The sequence below is a fragment of the Paenibacillus cucumis (ex Kampfer et al. 2016) genome (assembly GCF_019748695.1).
GTDB classification, from domain to species: domain Bacteria; phylum Bacillota; class Bacilli; order Paenibacillales; family Paenibacillaceae; genus Paenibacillus; species Paenibacillus polysaccharolyticus.
The window spans coordinates 35,934-52,566 of record NZ_JACLIC010000048.1 but is presented as its reverse complement, the minus strand read 5'-3'; the positions used below and the strand labels follow the sequence as shown (position 1 = coordinate 52,566).

16 protein-coding genes are annotated in these 16,633 nt (G+C 47.5%); 15 read left to right on the top strand and 1 reads right to left on the bottom strand.

Annotation, left to right across the window (positions count from 1 at the left end; genetic code table 11):
- The first annotated feature begins 204 nt into the window (after window positions 1–204).
- From H7T88_RS26240 to H7T88_RS26225, 4 genes are all read left to right on the top strand, one after another.
- Window positions 205–1,338, top strand: a complete 1,134-nt coding sequence (locus tag H7T88_RS26240; protein WP_154985831.1) for an NADH-dependent flavin oxidoreductase — start codon at window positions 205–207, stop codon at window positions 1,336–1,338.
- Window positions 1,339–1,507: 169 nt separating this feature from the next.
- Window positions 1,508–2,275 carry a rhamnose catabolism operon transcriptional regulator RhaR gene (rhaR, locus tag H7T88_RS26235; RefSeq protein ID WP_221791254.1) on the top strand — a complete coding sequence of 256 codons (768 nt, stop codon included), beginning with the start codon at window positions 1,508–1,510 and terminating at the stop codon, window positions 2,273–2,275.
- Window positions 2,276–2,557: 282 nt separating this feature from the next.
- Entirely contained in the window at window positions 2,558–3,016 is a 459-nt protein-coding gene (locus H7T88_RS26230) for an OsmC family protein (RefSeq protein WP_154958833.1), read from the top strand.
- 58 nt (window positions 3,017–3,074) lie between these two features.
- The gene (locus H7T88_RS26225; RefSeq protein ID WP_090920818.1) at window positions 3,075–3,671 is read left to right on the top strand and encodes a DUF2062 domain-containing protein; all 597 of its coding nucleotides are present in this window, start codon (window positions 3,075–3,077) and stop codon (window positions 3,669–3,671) included.
- Here H7T88_RS26225 and H7T88_RS26220 read toward each other — a convergent pair.
- Window positions 3,649–4,578, bottom strand: a complete 930-nt coding sequence (locus H7T88_RS26220; RefSeq protein ID WP_154886230.1) for an AEC family transporter — start codon at window positions 4,576–4,578, stop codon at window positions 3,649–3,651. The two genes, H7T88_RS26225 and H7T88_RS26220, sit on opposite strands and share 23 nt — an antisense overlap.
- 222 nt (window positions 4,579–4,800) lie before the next feature.
- Here H7T88_RS26220 and H7T88_RS26215 point away from each other — a divergent pair, with 222 nt between their 5' ends.
- The 11 genes from H7T88_RS26215 to H7T88_RS26165 all read left to right on the top strand — a co-directional run bounded on the left by H7T88_RS26215 (window position 4,801) and on the right by H7T88_RS26165 (window position 16,438).
- On the top strand, window positions 4,801–5,883 hold the full coding sequence (locus H7T88_RS26215; protein WP_154886229.1) for a lactonase family protein: 1,083 nt from the start codon (window positions 4,801–4,803) through the stop codon (window positions 5,881–5,883).
- 633 nt (window positions 5,884–6,516) lie between these two features.
- The gene (hxlA, locus tag H7T88_RS26210) at window positions 6,517–7,149 is read left to right on the top strand and encodes a 3-hexulose-6-phosphate synthase (protein ID WP_090920812.1); all 633 of its coding nucleotides are present in this window, start codon (window positions 6,517–6,519) and stop codon (window positions 7,147–7,149) included.
- Between the two features lie 4 nt (window positions 7,150–7,153).
- Window positions 7,154–7,717, top strand: a complete 564-nt coding sequence (hxlB, locus tag H7T88_RS26205) for a 6-phospho-3-hexuloisomerase (RefSeq protein ID WP_221791245.1) — start codon at window positions 7,154–7,156, stop codon at window positions 7,715–7,717.
- Window positions 7,718–7,899: 182 nt separating this feature from the next.
- Window positions 7,900–8,274 carry a winged helix-turn-helix transcriptional regulator gene (locus H7T88_RS26200; protein WP_123066688.1) on the top strand — a complete coding sequence of 125 codons (375 nt, stop codon included), beginning with the start codon at window positions 7,900–7,902 and terminating at the stop codon, window positions 8,272–8,274.
- Between the two features lie 220 nt (window positions 8,275–8,494).
- Window positions 8,495–10,297, top strand: a complete 1,803-nt coding sequence (gene pepF / locus H7T88_RS26195; protein ID WP_221791243.1) for an oligoendopeptidase F — start codon at window positions 8,495–8,497, stop codon at window positions 10,295–10,297.
- A 123-nt stretch (window positions 10,298–10,420) separates the two neighbouring features.
- On the top strand, window positions 10,421–10,912 hold the full coding sequence (locus H7T88_RS26190; protein ID WP_260511157.1) for a DUF2500 domain-containing protein: 492 nt from the start codon (window positions 10,421–10,423) through the stop codon (window positions 10,910–10,912).
- Window positions 10,913–11,166: 254 nt separating this feature from the next.
- Window positions 11,167–12,663, top strand: coding sequence for a rhamnulokinase (locus H7T88_RS26185; RefSeq protein WP_221791241.1), 1,497 nt, complete (start codon window positions 11,167–11,169; stop codon window positions 12,661–12,663).
- A 2-nt stretch (window positions 12,664–12,665) separates the two neighbouring features.
- Complete coding sequence (gene rhaR, locus H7T88_RS26180) at window positions 12,666–13,427, top strand: rhamnose catabolism operon transcriptional regulator RhaR (protein WP_221791250.1); 762 nt, start codon at window positions 12,666–12,668, stop codon at window positions 13,425–13,427.
- A gap of 50 nt (window positions 13,428–13,477) precedes the next feature.
- Window positions 13,478–14,206 carry a (Fe-S)-binding protein gene (locus H7T88_RS26175; protein ID WP_090920801.1) on the top strand — a complete coding sequence of 243 codons (729 nt, stop codon included), beginning with the start codon at window positions 13,478–13,480 and terminating at the stop codon, window positions 14,204–14,206.
- Complete coding sequence (locus tag H7T88_RS26170) at window positions 14,203–15,723, top strand: LutB/LldF family L-lactate oxidation iron-sulfur protein (RefSeq protein WP_154958825.1); 1,521 nt, start codon at window positions 14,203–14,205, stop codon at window positions 15,721–15,723. Before H7T88_RS26175 ends, H7T88_RS26170 begins: the two co-directional genes overlap by 4 nt.
- Window positions 15,713–16,438, top strand: coding sequence for a LutC/YkgG family protein (locus tag H7T88_RS26165; protein WP_221791240.1), 726 nt, complete (start codon window positions 15,713–15,715; stop codon window positions 16,436–16,438). The genes H7T88_RS26170 and H7T88_RS26165 overlap by 11 nt, the downstream gene beginning before the upstream one ends.
- Window positions 16,439–16,633: the final 195 nt, after the last annotated feature.

Sequence of the window (16,633 nt, the reverse complement as noted above, 5' to 3'; positions counted from 1 at the left end):
TTTAAGTGTCCATCTTATAGGGTACATTTTACTGAGGACACTCTGTCCTTTTTTAGTTGTGTCATCGTTTCCGTTGTAGGCTGACAAGGAATGGAAAAAGAAAAGTTGCAATTGAATTGAAACGTAACTATAATAATTACAGTAGTTGAATGTATATATCCATATATCTATTTAAAGAGATATAATATCAGGAGGGAACCACGAATGAATCCAAAGTATTCGAAAATGTTTGAACAAGTTTCACTGCCAAGCAGCGGCATTACACTGAAAAACCGGATCGTGCTTGCTCCTATGACTCATATGTCCTCTAATTCAGATGGTACGGTATCTGATGCTGAGCTTGCATATTATGCACGTCGCACAGGTGGGGCTGGCATGTCGGTTACAGCGGTAACACATGTTACGCCTAACGGTATCGGCTTCCCTGCACAATTTGGTTCTTATGATGACAGCTTTGTGCCTGGACTGAAACGTCTGGCTGAAACGATTAAACAACAAGGTTCTGTTGCTGTACTGCAAATGTTCCATGCAGGTCGTCTGACTCCGGAACAAGCCGTTCCTGCGGGCCAAGTGGTTGCACCTAGTGCAGTCGCAAGTGAACGCCCAGGTTCACCGGAACCAAGAGAAATGACGGATGAAGAGATTACTTCTGTCATTCGTGATTTCGGTGAAGCGACTCGCCGTGCTATTGAAGCCGGTTTTGACGGTATTGAGATTCATGGTGCGAATGGTTATCTGATTCAGCAGTTTTTCTCTCCACATTCCAACCGGCGCGAAGATCGCTGGGGCGGCAGTGTAGAGAAACGTTTGGCGTTCCCATTAGCCGTTGTCGATGAGGTACAGCGTGTCGTTGCTGAGCATACTAAACTTCCGTTTATTGTAGGTTACCGTTTCTCGCCGGAAGAGCCAGAAACGCCAGGACTAACAATGGAGGATACGTATGCACTGGTTGATGCTTTGAAAGATAAAAATCTCGACTATTTGCATGTTTCCTTGAATGAGTTCTGGTCGAAGCCAAGACGTGGTGAAGAGGATACACGTGCCAGAATTGAATTTATCCTGGATCGTGTTGGCGGTAAAGTACCTGTAATTGGTGTTGGATCGATTCATACCGCCGATGAAGCAGCAGAAGCGCTGGAAACCGGCGTACCGTTGCTTGCGATTGGACGTGAGCTGATCATCGAGCCAGACTGGGTCGAGAAGATTGAAAGCGGACGTGAAGAGGATATTGAGACCATTCTGACGAAATCCGATCAAGAGCGTTTGGTGATTCCTGATGGATTGTGGAATGCAATTATCCACACACCGGGTTGGTTCCCTATGGCAGAGGATAAATAATTTATCGGAATGACTGGATGGAGGAGGCGAAAGCCTCCTCTTTTTGCATATGCATGAATGTTTATGGACGTCAATTCTTGTAGATGTGTGAAATTCTCCTTCCAACCGCTCTATGGTATGATGGGGTAACAGGATTAACTGGTATATTAACGGTTTGGAGTGAATGAAGATGCTCGTTGCGGAACGTTATGAAAAAATTGTGGAATGGGTGGATGCGCATGGAAGCATGCGTGTCACTGAGCTTAGTGAGCGCTGTGGAGTGACCGAAGAAACGATTCGCCGTGATCTGGACAAGCTGGAACAGGCGGGCAGGCTCAGACGCTCGCATGGTGGAGCGGTTAGTGTGAAATACAAGGATGAATCGCAAACCGAGATTCCGTATCCCGAGCGTGCTGTTGCCCATGCCGATGAGAAGCGCCGCATTGCAAGTGAAGCGGTGAAACTGGTGGAACCCGGTGACCGGATTGCTTTGGATGCAAGTACTACCGCGTGGTATATGGCAGCTGGACTGCCCAATATTCCGCTGACGGTATTAACCAATTCAATTAAAGTTGCCGCGGAGCTAAGCGCGAAAGAACAGATTCGTGTCATTGCTACAGGCGGACAGCTTGCTTCCAAATCTTTGTCCTTTGTCGGGCCGCTCGCAGAGCGCTCGCTGGATGCGTATCATGTGGATAAAGTGTTTTTGTCTTGCAAAGGCGTACATCTGACCAAGGGCATCAGCGAGTCGAATGAACTACAGGCTTTGGTGAAGCAGAAAATGATTCATATTGCTGACGAGGTTATTTTGCTAGCCGATTCGAGCAAATTTAACATTCAAGCTTTTACAAGGGTAGCTGGCATGGAGAGTGTTGGGAAGGTCATCACCGACCAGGGTGTGCAGGAGGAGCATGTGAACGCGCTGAATGAGCTTCAAATCCCGTGTATACGTGTGTGAGCGTAATGAACGTCAGAATATTAAAATGAATATTTATAAGTTAGACTCTTTATTTACACTTTAACGGTGAGGACAGAAAAAAACTGAAAAAGCGGAGCTAAAAGCTTTCTGAAAAGAAAGCTAACATCGGAAGCATACGCTTCGCCGTTATCACCGGATTTTTCCCTTTGGAAAAGTGAATCCAAAAAATCCGGGGATAACAGCGATTGGAGGTTTATTCTGTCATTGGAGTGTCGGCGTAAAAGTATTTAGTTCGACTTATCATAGAAAGGATCGATGACAATGAAACATCCGTTTCACTTAAAGGCGGTATGGAATGGCGGACGTAACAGTGAGGGCACGATTGATGCAGGAGGTTTGAAAACCGTCATTTCGATCCCGCAGGAGATGGGCGGCCCTGGTACAGGAACGAACCCGGACGAGATGCTACTGGGGGCAGCGGCAACCTGTTACCTGATTACCCTTGCTGCGATGCTGGAGCGTTCAGATATTACACCTGACGAGCTGACGCTGGAATCGGAGGCAACGGTGGATGTGACCAATAACGTCTTTACGTATGAACGTATCGTACATCGACCGCGAATCGTGCTGCCACAAGATGCATCCGAATCGGATCTGAGTAAGGCCGAGAAGCTGGCGCATAAGGCCGAAGCATCCTGTATGATCTCTCGCGCAGTAGCTGGCAATGTGAGGATGGAAACCTGTCCGGTGATTGTAACCACTGGAGCTGACGCAGTGTGATATAATTGGTGGGTAGACGACATGATTCGTCATTTGTGCAAATAAGGAGAAATTCAGGATGAAAAACCAGAAGCGCAAACCTAATCGAATGGCACGTTTGACTCGTGCAATGAAACTGAATTTTCTCAAACTTTTACGTGCTCCTGGTGGTGCTCATAAGGTATCTACCGGATTTGCTATAGGATTCGGTCTCGAACTGATCGTAATCTCGACTGCATCCCTGATTTATCTTGTGTTTTATCCGATCGTTCGTTTGTCTGGCGGCTCCATGCCAGCGGCCATTGTAGGCAACGTTGTGGGCAAGCTGACATTTCTGCCGATTATTCTTATGCCACTTGCGAAACAGATAGGTTCATGGATTTTGCCAGCGCACAGTATGGGACAGGGGCCTATGCATGAGAGCGCTTGGAGGGAACTGTTTCATGGAAACTGGTCAGCGGTAAGTGAACTGCTGCTCGGTGGACTTGATATCCTGGCAGGTATGAGTGTGCTCGGGTTAATTTTGGGATTCATTTCGTACTTTGTCGTCAAATACTTCTATGTTAGAGCTCTTCATCGGCGGCATGAACGCCGGCTGGAGAAGCGCCGCCAAGCGGCAAACGCTTCAGGTCTTAGCACAGCGTCTGTACTGATCAGGAAGACATCACAATCATAATTGGCAGGAAGACCATGGAAACAGCGGTAGTCCACAGAATACAGCGGGATACAAATTGCGGAGATGCACCGAACTGTTCAGCCAAAATAACAGCGTTCACTGCGGTTGGCATCGAGGCGAGGATAAGCAACACAGGGAATAATGTTCCTTCGACTTGCAGTGCTTTCAGTATAAGCCAGGCTAAAATCGGTGCTGCAACCAGCCTGACAACAAGTCCGGCCCAAAAAGCCTTACGAACATTTGATTGCCAAGGTGCTGTATCTCCTTTGGGTCGTAACATCTGTGCGCCCAGAATCGCCAAGACAATAGGAGAATAACCGGTAGCCATCATCGAAACGCCCCCATCCAGAGCATCAGGAAGGGAAATGCCCGAGCTCCGCATGATGACTGCGATCACAGCTGCGTAGATGGTAGGCATGCGGAATACGGACAGCATCGCGTTTTTTACCGTGAATTCGGATCTTGCGGCAAAGAAGATACCTACCGTATTGACAATGATCATCTGTCCAATGACGTAGACCGAAGCCTTGTCCAGTCCAAGTTGACCAAAGGCAAGCAACACAAGCGGGAGTCCGTAGTTCACACAGTTGGTAAATGTGGAGACGAGGGTCAGTCCTGCTTTTTCAGGTGCACCCAGACCAAAGATTCTGCTTATGATCTCAGCCAGAGCCCAGAGAGCGATCAAGTTGAGGATAGAAAACCAGAAAGTGCTTGTGACATCCGTCCAGGTAATCTCTGCGTGTAGCAGGGTATGGAAGATAAGCGCAGGACTTAAAATATAGAGTGAAAATGCCGAAAGCGGCCGTGTATCCCAATCCTTGAAATGTTTTAACAATATTCCGCCAATGACGGGCAAGGATATGGGTAGGAACACATGATAGAGCGTAATGAAAAACGAGGTAAACAATCTGTTCAGTCCTTTCTAGATGAAAAACCTATCTTATCATAGCAGGAAATGCTCGACAGTTGAATGTATAGGGACATAATCCTTGTACAGATACGCATTTCATTGCGTTAAACATGGCAGGCTCCGGTAGAGTGAGCAGGGGTCCGATTGCTATTTTGATATGGCAGATTTATTATAGAAGAGGTGCAACAAGATTACATACACATAGAGGAGGAAACTGTAATGAGTGAATCAAAACGCTTGCTCGTACTAGTCGGCTCTTATGCCGAAGCGGAAAATGAGGGCATTTACGCATATGAATTAAATGAGGATACAGGCAGTCTGGCGAAGCTGGACGGCATTGCGGGCGTGAAAAACCCGACGTTTGTTAACGTGGATGCGCAAGCAAACAAGCTATATGCGATTGGTGAAACGGCGTCTGCTGAGGGCAATAAAATGTCTGAAGCGGTAGCACTGAGCGTAGATCCTGCGACGGGTAAATTGACTTTGCTCAATCGCAAAGACTCCATCTCTGCTCCGCCATGCCACATTCAGCGTGACCCTTCCGGTAAATATTTGATCCTGTCCAGCTATCACGGTGGATTGGTAGGACTTCAAGCCCTTACAGACAATGGTGAAGTTGGAGCACTTCTGGACGAGAAGAAACATGAAGGACACGGGGCACATCCTGAGCGTCAGGACAAGCCACATGTGCACTCGGCATTCTTCAGCCCGGATGGTAAATATATGATGGTACAGGATTTGGGCGCAGATAAAATTGCGATCTACTCCATTAACGCAGACACCAATGAACTGGTGCTTCACAGTGAAACGAAAACTCATCCGGGCGCAGGACCACGCCACTTGGCCTTCCATCCGAATGGTCAGTTTGCATATGTGATCAACGAAGTGGATTCGTCTGTCACATCTTACAAGTATGATGCAGCTGCGGGTACGCTCACTGAAATCTCCAATATTTCAACGCTTCCTGACGGCTATGACGGCGCTGAGAATACTACTGCTGAGATTACGGTTTCGAACGATGGCCGTTTTGTATATGGTTCCAACCGTGGACATGACAGCATCGTCGTATTTGCAGTAGATGCAGACAAAGGTCATCTGACCCTGGTAGAGCATGTCTCCGCAGAAGGACAGCACCCGCGTCATTTCGCATTGACACCGAATGGTAAACTGCTGATTGCGGCTAACCGTGATACAAACAACATGGTTACCTTTACAGTAGATCAGGAGAGCGGTCGCCTGAAATACACAGGTCACAGTACAGGTGTGTCCAAGCCGGTATGTGTGAAACCCGTATATCTGTAAGAGGTAGATGGATAAATAGATAGGAACATACAGCGCTTATGCTGCTATGAAAAATCAAGAAGAATCCTGCCTGAAAAGACAGGGTTCTTCTTTTTCTTTTTGATAAAAGACTTTATGAAAAGTGAATAACATCCATTGTAAGAAACATACATCATTGATGTTGTACAAACAAAACGCTGTTCGTAAATAGCACTGACTGTAGAATAGATAAAGATAGATGTATATCAAAAGATGATTCGTATAACAACGTCAAATATTCATTAGTTTCGTCCAAGTAACTACCTCACTTGAAAGTGCGTACTTCCTGAATGGATAGTCAGGCTCTACAATGAACTAGCAACCACCATTACGAGATGCTGGCCTCAGCAACGGATCATTGGCGGTAAAAATAAACATTTGGATCTATATAAGTTGAACTATTTTTTACACGTTAACGGAGAGGACAGAAAAAACCTGGTAAAGCGAAGCGTTCGCCTTTATCACCGGATTTTTCCCTTTGGAAAAGGGAATCAAAAAAATCTGGGGATAACAGCGATTGGAAGGTTCTTCTGTCATCGGAGTGGACTGTGTAAATCTTTATTTCAACTTATACAGCATCATTAATCAACCTCAAATACAAAGGAGACATAAAACATGAAATTACAACTCGCACTTGATTTGGTTAACATCCCGGAAGGTATCGCATTGGTTAAAGAAGTAGAACAATATATTGATATCGTTGAGATCGGCACACCGATTATTATCAATGAAGGATTGCATGCTGTAAAAGCAATGAAGGAAGCTTATCCTAACCTGCAAGTTCTTGCGGACCTGAAAATTATGGACGCTGGCGGATATGAAATCATGAAAGCAGCTGAAGCGGGTGCAGACTTGATTACCGTTCTGGGTGCAAGTAACGATATGACGATCAAAGGCGCTGTAGAAGAAGCGAAAAAGCAAAACAAAGAAGTTCTCGTGGATATGATCAACGTGCCTAACCTGGAACAACGTGCACGTGAAGTGGATGCTCTGGGCGTAGACTACATCTGTGTTCACACTGGTTATGACCTGCAAGCGGTCGGACAGAGCCCATTCGAAGACCTGCAAACGATCAAAGGTGCAGTGAAAAATGCAAAAACTGCGGTTGCTGGTGGTATCAAATTGGACACATTGCCAGAAGTTGTGAAAGCACAACCTGACTTGGTCATCGTTGGTGGCGGTATTACAGGGCAAGCAGATAAAGCAGCTGTAGCATCCGAAATGCAGCGCCTTGTTCAGCAAGGGTAAGCTGATGAGCAGCAAACAATACACCGCAGATATCCTGAAGGAACTGGAACGCACGTTAAGCCAGCTTGATGATACCGAGATGCAGGCAATGGCCGAGCAGGTGTTAGCAGCGGAACGCATTTTTGTAGCTGGCGCGGGTCGTTCAGGTCTCATGGGAAAAGCATTCGCGATGCGATTGATGCAGATGGGACTTACCGTTTATGTTTTAGGCGAGACGGTGACGCCAGGGATCAGCTCAGCAGATTTCCTGCTGTTATGCTCTGGTTCTGGAGAGACAGGCGGTCTGGTGGCTATGGCAAGAAAAGCGAATCAAGCGGGTGCACCTGTAGGCTTAATCACAATTAAGCCGGATTCCACAATTGCACAGCTGGCACAAGTGGTCGTTCGGCTGCCTGCCTCTGCAAAAGAGGATGCGGCGGGAGCCGGAGCGGATGTTACCATTCAGCCTATGGGTTCCTTGTTTGAACAATCCTTGTTGCTCAGCATGGATGCGTTGATCCTCACCATGATGGAGATGAAGGGCATGACCGGTGCAGATATGTTCAGCCGGCACGCGAATCTGGAGTAGTTCGATTGAAGTGCTCACGCGTTTAATATAGCTAAAAATGAAGTAGACCGGAGTCCTGTGCTATTGCAAGGATTGCGGTCTTTTCTGTGAAAAAGATGAGCGAACTTTGCATTCGATCCGTACTGTAGTAAAATGAAGTATTAGAGTTTGATATCGTACGAGATAAAGGGGGGCTTGGAGCCATGGCGTCCGAAGTCAAAGAACGCATTAATTTAAAAGAAATCAACTGTGAAAAGGAATTAACGCTGGCGGTGATTGGCGGCAAGTGGAAGCTGATTATATTGTGGCATTTGGGTCTGGAGGGCACCAAACGTTTCAGTGAGTTGAAACGTCTGATCCCCCATATCACGCAAAAGATGCTGACCAACCAGCTACGGGAGCTGGAGGAGGACAAACTGGTGGAACGCAAAGTGTACGCCGAAGTTCCGCCCCGAGTCGAATATTCACTAACGGATCATGGGCAGAGTCTAATGCCGGTGTTACATGCGATGTATAACTGGGGTAAAAACTACGGTGAGAATGTCATCTGGAAAGCGGATGAATTGAATATCTTATAGTACACCATTGAATATCTATAAGAATCAGAAATGAATGATCGATTAATCAAACGTCAAGTACACTGGACACTTCCGGTGCTTGACGTTTTTTTACTTTTCCAGCCGGATTGATTTCTGCAGATTTAAACCAAAAGTCTCATAATCAGGAGATGTCATGTATCGATTGGCAGAGTATGGTACGATGAGAGATATTGGAAATGCAAGGAGGATGACAATCAAAATGGATAAGATACATATACGTTCCGAGGTTTTGGAAGAAACAACCTGGGATTTGCGTGATTTATTTGCGACCGATGCGCAGTGGGAACAGGAACTTCTATCTCTACCGGATGCTGCTTCTAATATTGAAACATTCAAAGGTACCCTGGGTCAAAGTGCGGGGCAATTGCTCGCTTGTCTTGATGCTCGTGAAGCTTTGCAGGAACGAATCGGTAAAACGGCAGCGTATGCGCGCTTAAAACAATCCGAGGACAGCACGAATCCGGTGAATATCGAGAACGCGGCAAAAGCTGGTGATATTCTGTCTAACTTGTCGTCCAGTCTGTCATTTGTCAACTCCGAGATTGTTTCGCTGCCAGAAGGCACGATTGAGAAGTATTTGAGTGAACTACCGGGTCTCGAACCGTACAAGCGTAGCCTGGAGAGACTTATTGAAGAAAAAGCTCATCGACTCTCGCCTGAAACCGAGAAAGTGCTTGCTTCACTTGGTGAAGTGCTGGATTCCCCCTATCGAATCTATCAACGTGGCAAGTTGGCGGATATGACCTTTGATGAGGTATTTGATGGTGAGGATCAAGCACGTCCATTATCGTGGTCTTTTTACGAAAATAATTACGAGATGTCACCGGATACCAAGCTGCGTCGTTCCGCTTATGCCTCTTTTAGTGAAACGTTGAATCAATACAAAAATACCTTTGCTGAAGGATATGCTGCTGAGGTCAAAAAACAAGTGGTGTTATCCCGTCTACGTGGATATGAAGACGTGACGGACATGTTATTAGCTCCACAGCAAGTGAGCAAGGAAATGTACAATAATGTTCTTGATATTATTCAAAAAGAGCTAGCGCCGCATATGCGCAGATTGGCTGCGCTAAAAAAACGTGAGCTCGGACTCGACAAGCTGATGTTCTGTGATCTCAAGGCTCCGCTGGATGCCGAATTCAGTCCGGCGATTACCTATGATGAAGCGTGCACGTTGATCCGTGAGGCACTGGATGTACTGGGACCGGAATATGGGGAGATTGTTGAACGAGCCTTTAATGATCGCTGGGTAGATTACGCGGACAATGCAGGTAAATCGACTGGAGCGTTCTGTTCCTCCATCTATGGCGCGCACTCCTACATCTTAATCTCTTGGGCGAATAACATGCGCGGAGCGTTTACACTGGCACATGAAGTGGGGCATGCGGGCCATTTTATGCTAGCTGGCAAATATCAGAGGCTTACGAATACGCGGCCGTCTCTTTATTTTATAGAAGCACCTTCGACAATGAACGAAATGTTGCTGGCGGATCATCTGTTGAATCGTTCTGAAAATCCGAGAATGCGACGTTGGGTGATTTTGCAATTGCTGAATACGTACTATCATAACTTTGTTACACATCTGCTGGAAGGCGAACTACAGCGTAGGGTGTATGCACTCGCGTCGAACGATAAGCCAATTACTGCAAAGACGTTAAGTGAGCTAAAAGGTGTGATCCTTTCCGAATTCTGGGGGCCGGAACTGGTAGTGGACGAAGGTGCCAAGCTGACGTGGATGAGACAGCCGCATTATTATATGGGCTTGTATCCGTACACGTATGCAGCAGGTTTAACGGCGTCAACAGCAGCTGCACAGAAGATTAGAGAGGAAGGGCAACCCGCCGTGGAACGCTGGCTTGAAGCGCTCAAATCCGGGGGCAGTCTCGCACCGCAGGAATTGATGAAGCTTGCAGGTGTTGATATGTCCGGTCCTGAACCAATCCGCACTGCAGTGGCTTATGTCGGCAGTCTTGTGGACGAACTTGAACGTCTGTATTCCTGATTCGGCTCATATAGTATAGGGACAAGGCAGAGCGGGTTGTCTGCCAATGTATCACGATGTGAACGGGAGAAAGAAGGAAAAAAGAAAAGGTGTTATTTTGCGTGGGGAAAGGATCGATGCGTTATGGCGGTTACGGGCATATTTTCGTCAGTAGGCCATTTAAGTGTAGATGGCTTTGGTGGATTCGATGATATGAGTGGCGTGCCGGGGTTTGAAGGCAATCAGAGTGGTTTTTTTTCTGGGTTCAGCGAGCTTGGAGCAATGGGCACGATCGTTCCTATTTTGATCGGCATCGTGTTTCTGGTTGTGGCAGGCTGCATCGTATATGCCATCTTCTCAGGTGTGCGAACCTGGTCTTCCAACAATGCTGCAGCTGTACTTACCTTACATTCCAGAGTCGTTACAAAACGAACGGAGGTCAGTGGTGGAAGTGGGGATAGTAGTGCGACTACGAGTTATTACACAACCTTTGAGTTCGACAATGGGGAGCGCCTGGAATTCAATGTGGGTGGTCAAATGTACGGCATGCTGGTGGAGCAGGATCGGGGCATGTTAACCTATCAGGGGACACGTTTTAAACATTTTGAACGAGATATCCAGCCTCAATTCGGGTAATCCGTATCCGGGGTGGAGAGTGGACAGTCTTATGTGTAAAAAAATAAAGCTACGGCTCCTCCCTAAAGGGAGTGAGTCGTTTTTTGTTTGTAATGAGGAAAGCGAATTCATGGGTATTCAAACGTTTACAATGATGGTATACTCGTAAAATAAAACAAAACAGTATAAAACAAAGATAAACAAACAGTGTTTTGGCCGTTAAATAAAGATAATAGCGAATATGAAGACAATAATAACAGAAAGGCGGGAGAGCAGTGAGTGTGCTGGCTTATGATTTGGGTGCAGGAAGCGGCAGAGCGATACTCGGTCATCTGAATGATCGAGGGATCGAAACCCGTGAAATTCACCGGTTCAAAAACGAACCCGTGAAGATTGGTGACCGGATGCACTGGGATATTTTGCGGCTACATCATGAAATACTGCAGGGCTTGACGCTTATAAAACAGCAAGGTGAAGTGCCGGAGAGTTTGGGCATCGATTCTTGGGGCGTAGATTTTGGTTTGCTTGGTAGCAACGGCGAACTACTTGGTAATCCCTATCATTATCGTGACACACAGTTCAACGGTGTGATGGATACGGTTTGTCAGGAGTTAACGGCTAAGCGAGTTTTCGAGCGGACAGGGATACAGTTTCTACCATTTAATACATTGTATCAACTCACGGCACTTAAGCGGAGTGCTTCTCCATTGCTGCGCGAAGCGGAGCGTTTTCTAATGATCCCTGATTTACTAAGGTATTTTCTTACTGGAGAAGCGGTAAATGAGTTCACCAACGCTACAACAACACAGTTATACAATCCTGTACTTGGACAGTGGGATCGTGAACTTCTCGCTCATATTGGTGTTTCTGACCAATGGTTCGGGGATGTAGTCCTACCGGGGAGTACTGTTGGACAATTACGCAGCAGTATATGTAATGATATCGGACTTGCGTCGATTCCCATCCTGGCTGTAGCAGAGCATGATACCGGTTCGGCTGTGGTAGCGGTTCCAGCCACGGAAACAAGCTTTGCTTATCTAAGCTGTGGAACGTGGTCCCTTATGGGCACTGAACTGGATCAGCCCGTCATCAGTGCAGAGAGTATGGAACTGAACTTTACGAATGAAGGCGGTGCAGGTGGCACATATCGCCTGCTCAAAAACATTATGGGTCTTTGGATCTTACAGGAATGCATGCGGCAATGGGAACGGGAAGGGCAAGGGATCAGCTATGGCTCATTACTCGCGAAGGCTGAGATAGCTCCCGCGTTTGCAAGCCTTTTTGACCCGGATGATGTGTTGTTTCTGCCTGCAGGCAATATGACGGAACGCATTCGTCAATATTGCCAGAAGACAGGACAGCGTGTTCCAGAGGATCAGGGCAGTATAGCCAGGGCCATTCTGGAGAGTCTTGCTTTGAAGTATAGAAGGGTTCTGGAATGGACAGAGCAGCTGTCAGAGAAAACATTCGGCGGACTGCATATGGTGGGCGGCGGCATTCAGAATGAGTTATTATGCCAGTGGACAGCGAACTCCATCGGCAAGCCTGTATGGGCAGGGCCAGCGGAGGGAAGTGCAATCGGCAATATGGCTGTGCAATGGATCGCGAGGGGAACGTTTAAGGATATTTGGGAAGCGCGCCGGGCTATTCGCGATTCATTCCCGGTAAGCGAATATGAGCCGCAAGACAGGTCGGCTTGGGCAGAAGCCTACGAACGATTTTTGCGAATAACGGCCTTATCGCCGGGTACAGAAACCGGGAGCGAGGTGTAGGCATGCTCGCGGCAGAACGATATGACCGGATTGTAGAGCTAGTCAATATTAAGGGCAGCATGCGAGTATCTGAGCTTAGTGAACGTTGCCGGGTAACCGAGGAGACGATTCGCCGTGATCTGGATCGGTTAGAAGAGGCTGGTCGGCTGCGCCGATCACACGGCGGAGCGGTGAGTGTCAAAGAGGATCAGCCAGAGATTCCTTACCGAATACGTGAAACGACACATGCAATGGAGAAGAAACGGATTGCTGATGCGGCATTGGCGCTAATCGTGGCGGGAGATCGCATTTTGCTGGATGCCAGTACAACAGCAGGTTATATGGCGGCGAACATGCCGGATATGCCGTTAACGGTGCTGACCAACTCGATTCAAGTCGCCACCGAACTCAGCAGTCGGGACAACATCGAGGTGATTTCTACTGGAGGGCAGCTGGCTGCCCGCTCCTTATCCTTTGTTGGACCACTCGCGGAGCGTTCTCTCGAAACGTATCATGTGGACAAACTTTTTTTGTCCTGCAAGGGCGTGTATCTTGAAAGCGGTAGCATCAGTGAATCCAATGAGCTTCAAGCCAGATTAAAACAGAAGATGGTAGGTATTGCAGATCAGGTGATCCTGCTGGCTGATGCGAGCAAGTTTGGCCTGAGGGCTTTCGCTCGTGTGACCGGACTGGATGAGGTGCACACGATTATTACGGATCAACCCTTGACCGAAGAGCAGATTTCCTTGTGCAGTAACTACCAATTGCTGATTCGCACAGTGTAACGATAATCAGGCGTTGACATGAAATAATTTGTTTATTGGAGTGTGTAATGATGAAAGTCTCCTTGTTTATAACCTGTCTCAGTGATGCCATATACCCCCGAGTGGGAGAGGCAATGGTTCGATTGCTGGCCGCACATGGCATTCGGCTGGAATTTCCGCAGGTTCAGACCTGTTGTGGTCAGCCCTCGTATAACAGTGGATATTGGGATGAGACCCGGGTAGCTGCCAAGACGATATTAGAAGCGTTTGATGACAGTGATTTTGTGGTCTGTCCGTCAGGTTCATGCACATATATGATTCATCATTATCCGGAGCTGTTTGCAGATGATCCAGAATGGCTGGATAAAGCGAAACGGCTTGAGGCCAAGGCTTACGAGTTCACACAATTTCTAGTACAGGTGTTAGGAATAACAGATCTCGGTGCACATTTTCCGCATAAAGTAACCTACCACCCGTCTTGCCATGGCAGTCGTCTGCTTGGGGTGAAGGACGAACCGCTGGCCTTGCTGTCCAACGTGAAAGGGCTTGAACTCGTTCCATTACCTCATGCAGAGGATTGCTGCGGATTCGGAGGTACGTTTGCGATTAAAATGTCGGATATTTCCGGGGCGATGGTGACCGAGAAGGTGGATCATGTGAAAGAAACACAAGCCGAAGTTCTCGTTGGGCTAGACATGGCTTGTCTGATGAATATTGCGGGCAATCTGCGGCACCGAAATGAACCTGTGCGAGTGATGCATCTGGCTGAACTTTTATATGAGGGGGTGCAGACACGATGAGCCAACCTGGTGTTATGGATGAAACGGTCAAATCCCGTGCGGGTTTGGCACTGAATGATGATTTTCTCCGTAAAGCGGTCAAGTTCACAACAGAACGTTTGCGGAATGGCAAGAAAGCTGCGTCGGAAGAGCACGGCAACTGGGAAGAATGGCGGGAGCGTGGACGCCAGATTCGGTTGCATACCATCGCACATCTCGATTATTACTTGAATGAGTTCGTGAACAACGCCCGTGCGAACGGAGTGCATATTCATTTTGCAGATACTTCAGCGGAAGCGGCTTCCATTGCCCTTGATATTGCCGCCCACAAGCAAGCTACAAGTGTGGTGAAATCCAAATCCATGGTGTCCGAGGAAGTACATCTGAACCATGTGTTGGAATCGGCAGGCATAGAAGCCATTGAAACCGATCTTGGCGAATACATTATACAGCTGGCGGGTGAAGCGCCGTCCCACATCGTTATACCGGCCATTCATAAAAACAGATACCAAATTGCGGAGTTATTATCCAAGGAAGCCGGAGAGGTACTGGAACCAGATACGACGGTCCTTGCCGGATTCGTCCGCAAAAAGCTGCGCGAGAAATTTTTGGAGGCTGATATTGGTCTGACAGGTTGCAATTTTGCGATTGCGGAGACCGGTTCGATGGTTTTATTTGAAAATGAAGGCAATGCCCGTATGGTATCTACCGTGCCAAAAACACAGATTACACTTATGGGCATGGAGCGCATCATTCCGTCATGGGCAGATCTTGAAGTCATGGCAACCTTGCTGCCACGCTCTGCCACTGGACAAAAGCTCACGATGTACATGTCAGGCATTACAGGTCCTCGTCGCTCGGCAGATGCAGATGGTCCGGATGAGATGCATATCATTATCGTAGATAATGGACGATCTTTACAACTCGGAGATCCCGAGTTCCAGGAACTACTTAACTGTATTCGCTGCGGGGCATGCCTTAACGCTTGTCCGGTATATCGGCACATTGGCGGTCATGCTTACGGTGGAACCTACAGTGGACCGATTGGGGCGGTGCTGACTCCTGCATTAAACGGTAACATTGAGGAGTGGAACGATATTGCGAGCGCCTCAAGTCTGTGCGGTGCTTGTTATGAAGCTTGTCCCGTCAAGATTCCACTGCATGACATGCTTGTATATTTACGGAGACGTAAGGTGGAAGACGGACATGGAAATAAGCTGGAAACGATGGGCATGAAGGGCTTTGCGGCGGTTGCGGCAAACTCCAAACGTTTCGCTCTTGCTATTCGGCTCGGACAGATCGGACAAAAAGCAGTTGTGCGCAATAATGGTATTTCACTGAAGCTTGGCCCGCTTAAAGGCTGGAATACGTATAGAGTAGCCCCCAGTCTCGCGAAAAAGTCCTTCCGACAACAGTGGAACAGTCTGGATCAAGAGTTGAATCAGCAGCAACATACTGCTATGGATACATCTGTACGAGAGCGTATGCAACAGATTGTGCGTGATCGCGGAGAGGGAGGTTCGAAGCATGGGAAGTGAACATCAGCAATGGCTTGCATCCATGGAGGAAAAGTCAAGGCGTAGACAGGAGAAGTTCATGGACGATATCGCCACCAAGTTGAAAAGACCTAGACAGCTTCATGCACCGATCCATGCTTTTCGAGGTTCCCCGGACTTCTGGAATGAACTGGAATGGGATGAGGAACAGCGAATACAGGCGTTTACGGATAACTTTGTTAGCGTCGGTGCTCATATTGCTCGAATGTCAAATATGGAAGAAGTAGCAGGGTTTATAGGCAATAAAGCACATGAATTAAACGCTAAATATCTAATTCGCCAGAATGAGCAAGCTCTTACGGATCTGGGACTGGAAGAACAGCTTCCCAATGTACAAGTATCTGTTTGGAACAGTGCTCCGGACGTAGACTGGCGAGCCCGAGCAGCCGAAGCGGATATCGGTGTAGTCATGGCGGATTATGCCACAGCGTACACTGGCTCAGTCACTGTCCTCTCTTCCCCGGAGAAAGGACGTTCAGTCAGCCTACTGCCGACCGTGCTGATTCTGATTATTCCGCTTGAACGGCTGCATACAAGGCTTGGAGAGACACTGAACCGTTTTGACGAAGCAGGAAGAGCGCAGCTACCAGCAGGCATTCATTTTATTTCGGGTCCCAGCCGATCTTCCGATATCGAAAATGATTTAACCATCGGAGTTCATGGCCCAGGGATTGTGTATGGTTTAATTGTCGGTTAGCCAGCTGATCTCTAGCCCGCCTGAAACGTGAAGCAACTGTTAATATAGAACTGTCCTTAAGGTGGAATGTCTGCTGAGGACAGTTTTTGTTTTTAGAGAAGCGGGAATGCCGGGGTGAGAAACTGAGACTTTAGGGCAGTTGAAGATTGTAACTGGAAATGATATGGTAAAGATAGACATAGAGAAATGCCCATT

Coding starts and splice junctions, on each gene's coding strand:
- H7T88_RS26240 (WP_154985831.1), top strand. CDS start 205: ATGAATCCAAAGTATTCGAAAATGTTTGAACAAGTTTCACTGCCAAGC.
- rhaR (WP_221791254.1), top strand. CDS start 1,508: ATGCTCGTTGCGGAACGTTATGAAAAAATTGTGGAATGGGTGGATGCG.
- H7T88_RS26230 (WP_154958833.1), top strand. CDS start 2,558: ATGAAACATCCGTTTCACTTAAAGGCGGTATGGAATGGCGGACGTAAC.
- H7T88_RS26225 (WP_090920818.1), top strand. CDS start 3,075: ATGAAAAACCAGAAGCGCAAACCTAATCGAATGGCACGTTTGACTCGT.
- H7T88_RS26215 (WP_154886229.1), top strand. CDS start 4,801: ATGAGTGAATCAAAACGCTTGCTCGTACTAGTCGGCTCTTATGCCGAA.
- hxlA (WP_090920812.1), top strand. CDS start 6,517: ATGAAATTACAACTCGCACTTGATTTGGTTAACATCCCGGAAGGTATC.
- hxlB (WP_221791245.1), top strand. CDS start 7,154: ATGAGCAGCAAACAATACACCGCAGATATCCTGAAGGAACTGGAACGC.
- H7T88_RS26200 (WP_123066688.1), top strand. CDS start 7,900: ATGGCGTCCGAAGTCAAAGAACGCATTAATTTAAAAGAAATCAACTGT.
- pepF (WP_221791243.1), top strand. CDS start 8,495: ATGGATAAGATACATATACGTTCCGAGGTTTTGGAAGAAACAACCTGG.
- H7T88_RS26190 (WP_260511157.1), top strand. CDS start 10,421: ATGGCGGTTACGGGCATATTTTCGTCAGTAGGCCATTTAAGTGTAGAT.
- rhaR (WP_221791250.1), top strand. CDS start 12,666: ATGCTCGCGGCAGAACGATATGACCGGATTGTAGAGCTAGTCAATATT.
- H7T88_RS26175 (WP_090920801.1), top strand. CDS start 13,478: ATGAAAGTCTCCTTGTTTATAACCTGTCTCAGTGATGCCATATACCCC.
- H7T88_RS26170 (WP_154958825.1), top strand. CDS start 14,203: ATGAGCCAACCTGGTGTTATGGATGAAACGGTCAAATCCCGTGCGGGT.
- H7T88_RS26165 (WP_221791240.1), top strand. CDS start 15,713: ATGGGAAGTGAACATCAGCAATGGCTTGCATCCATGGAGGAAAAGTCA.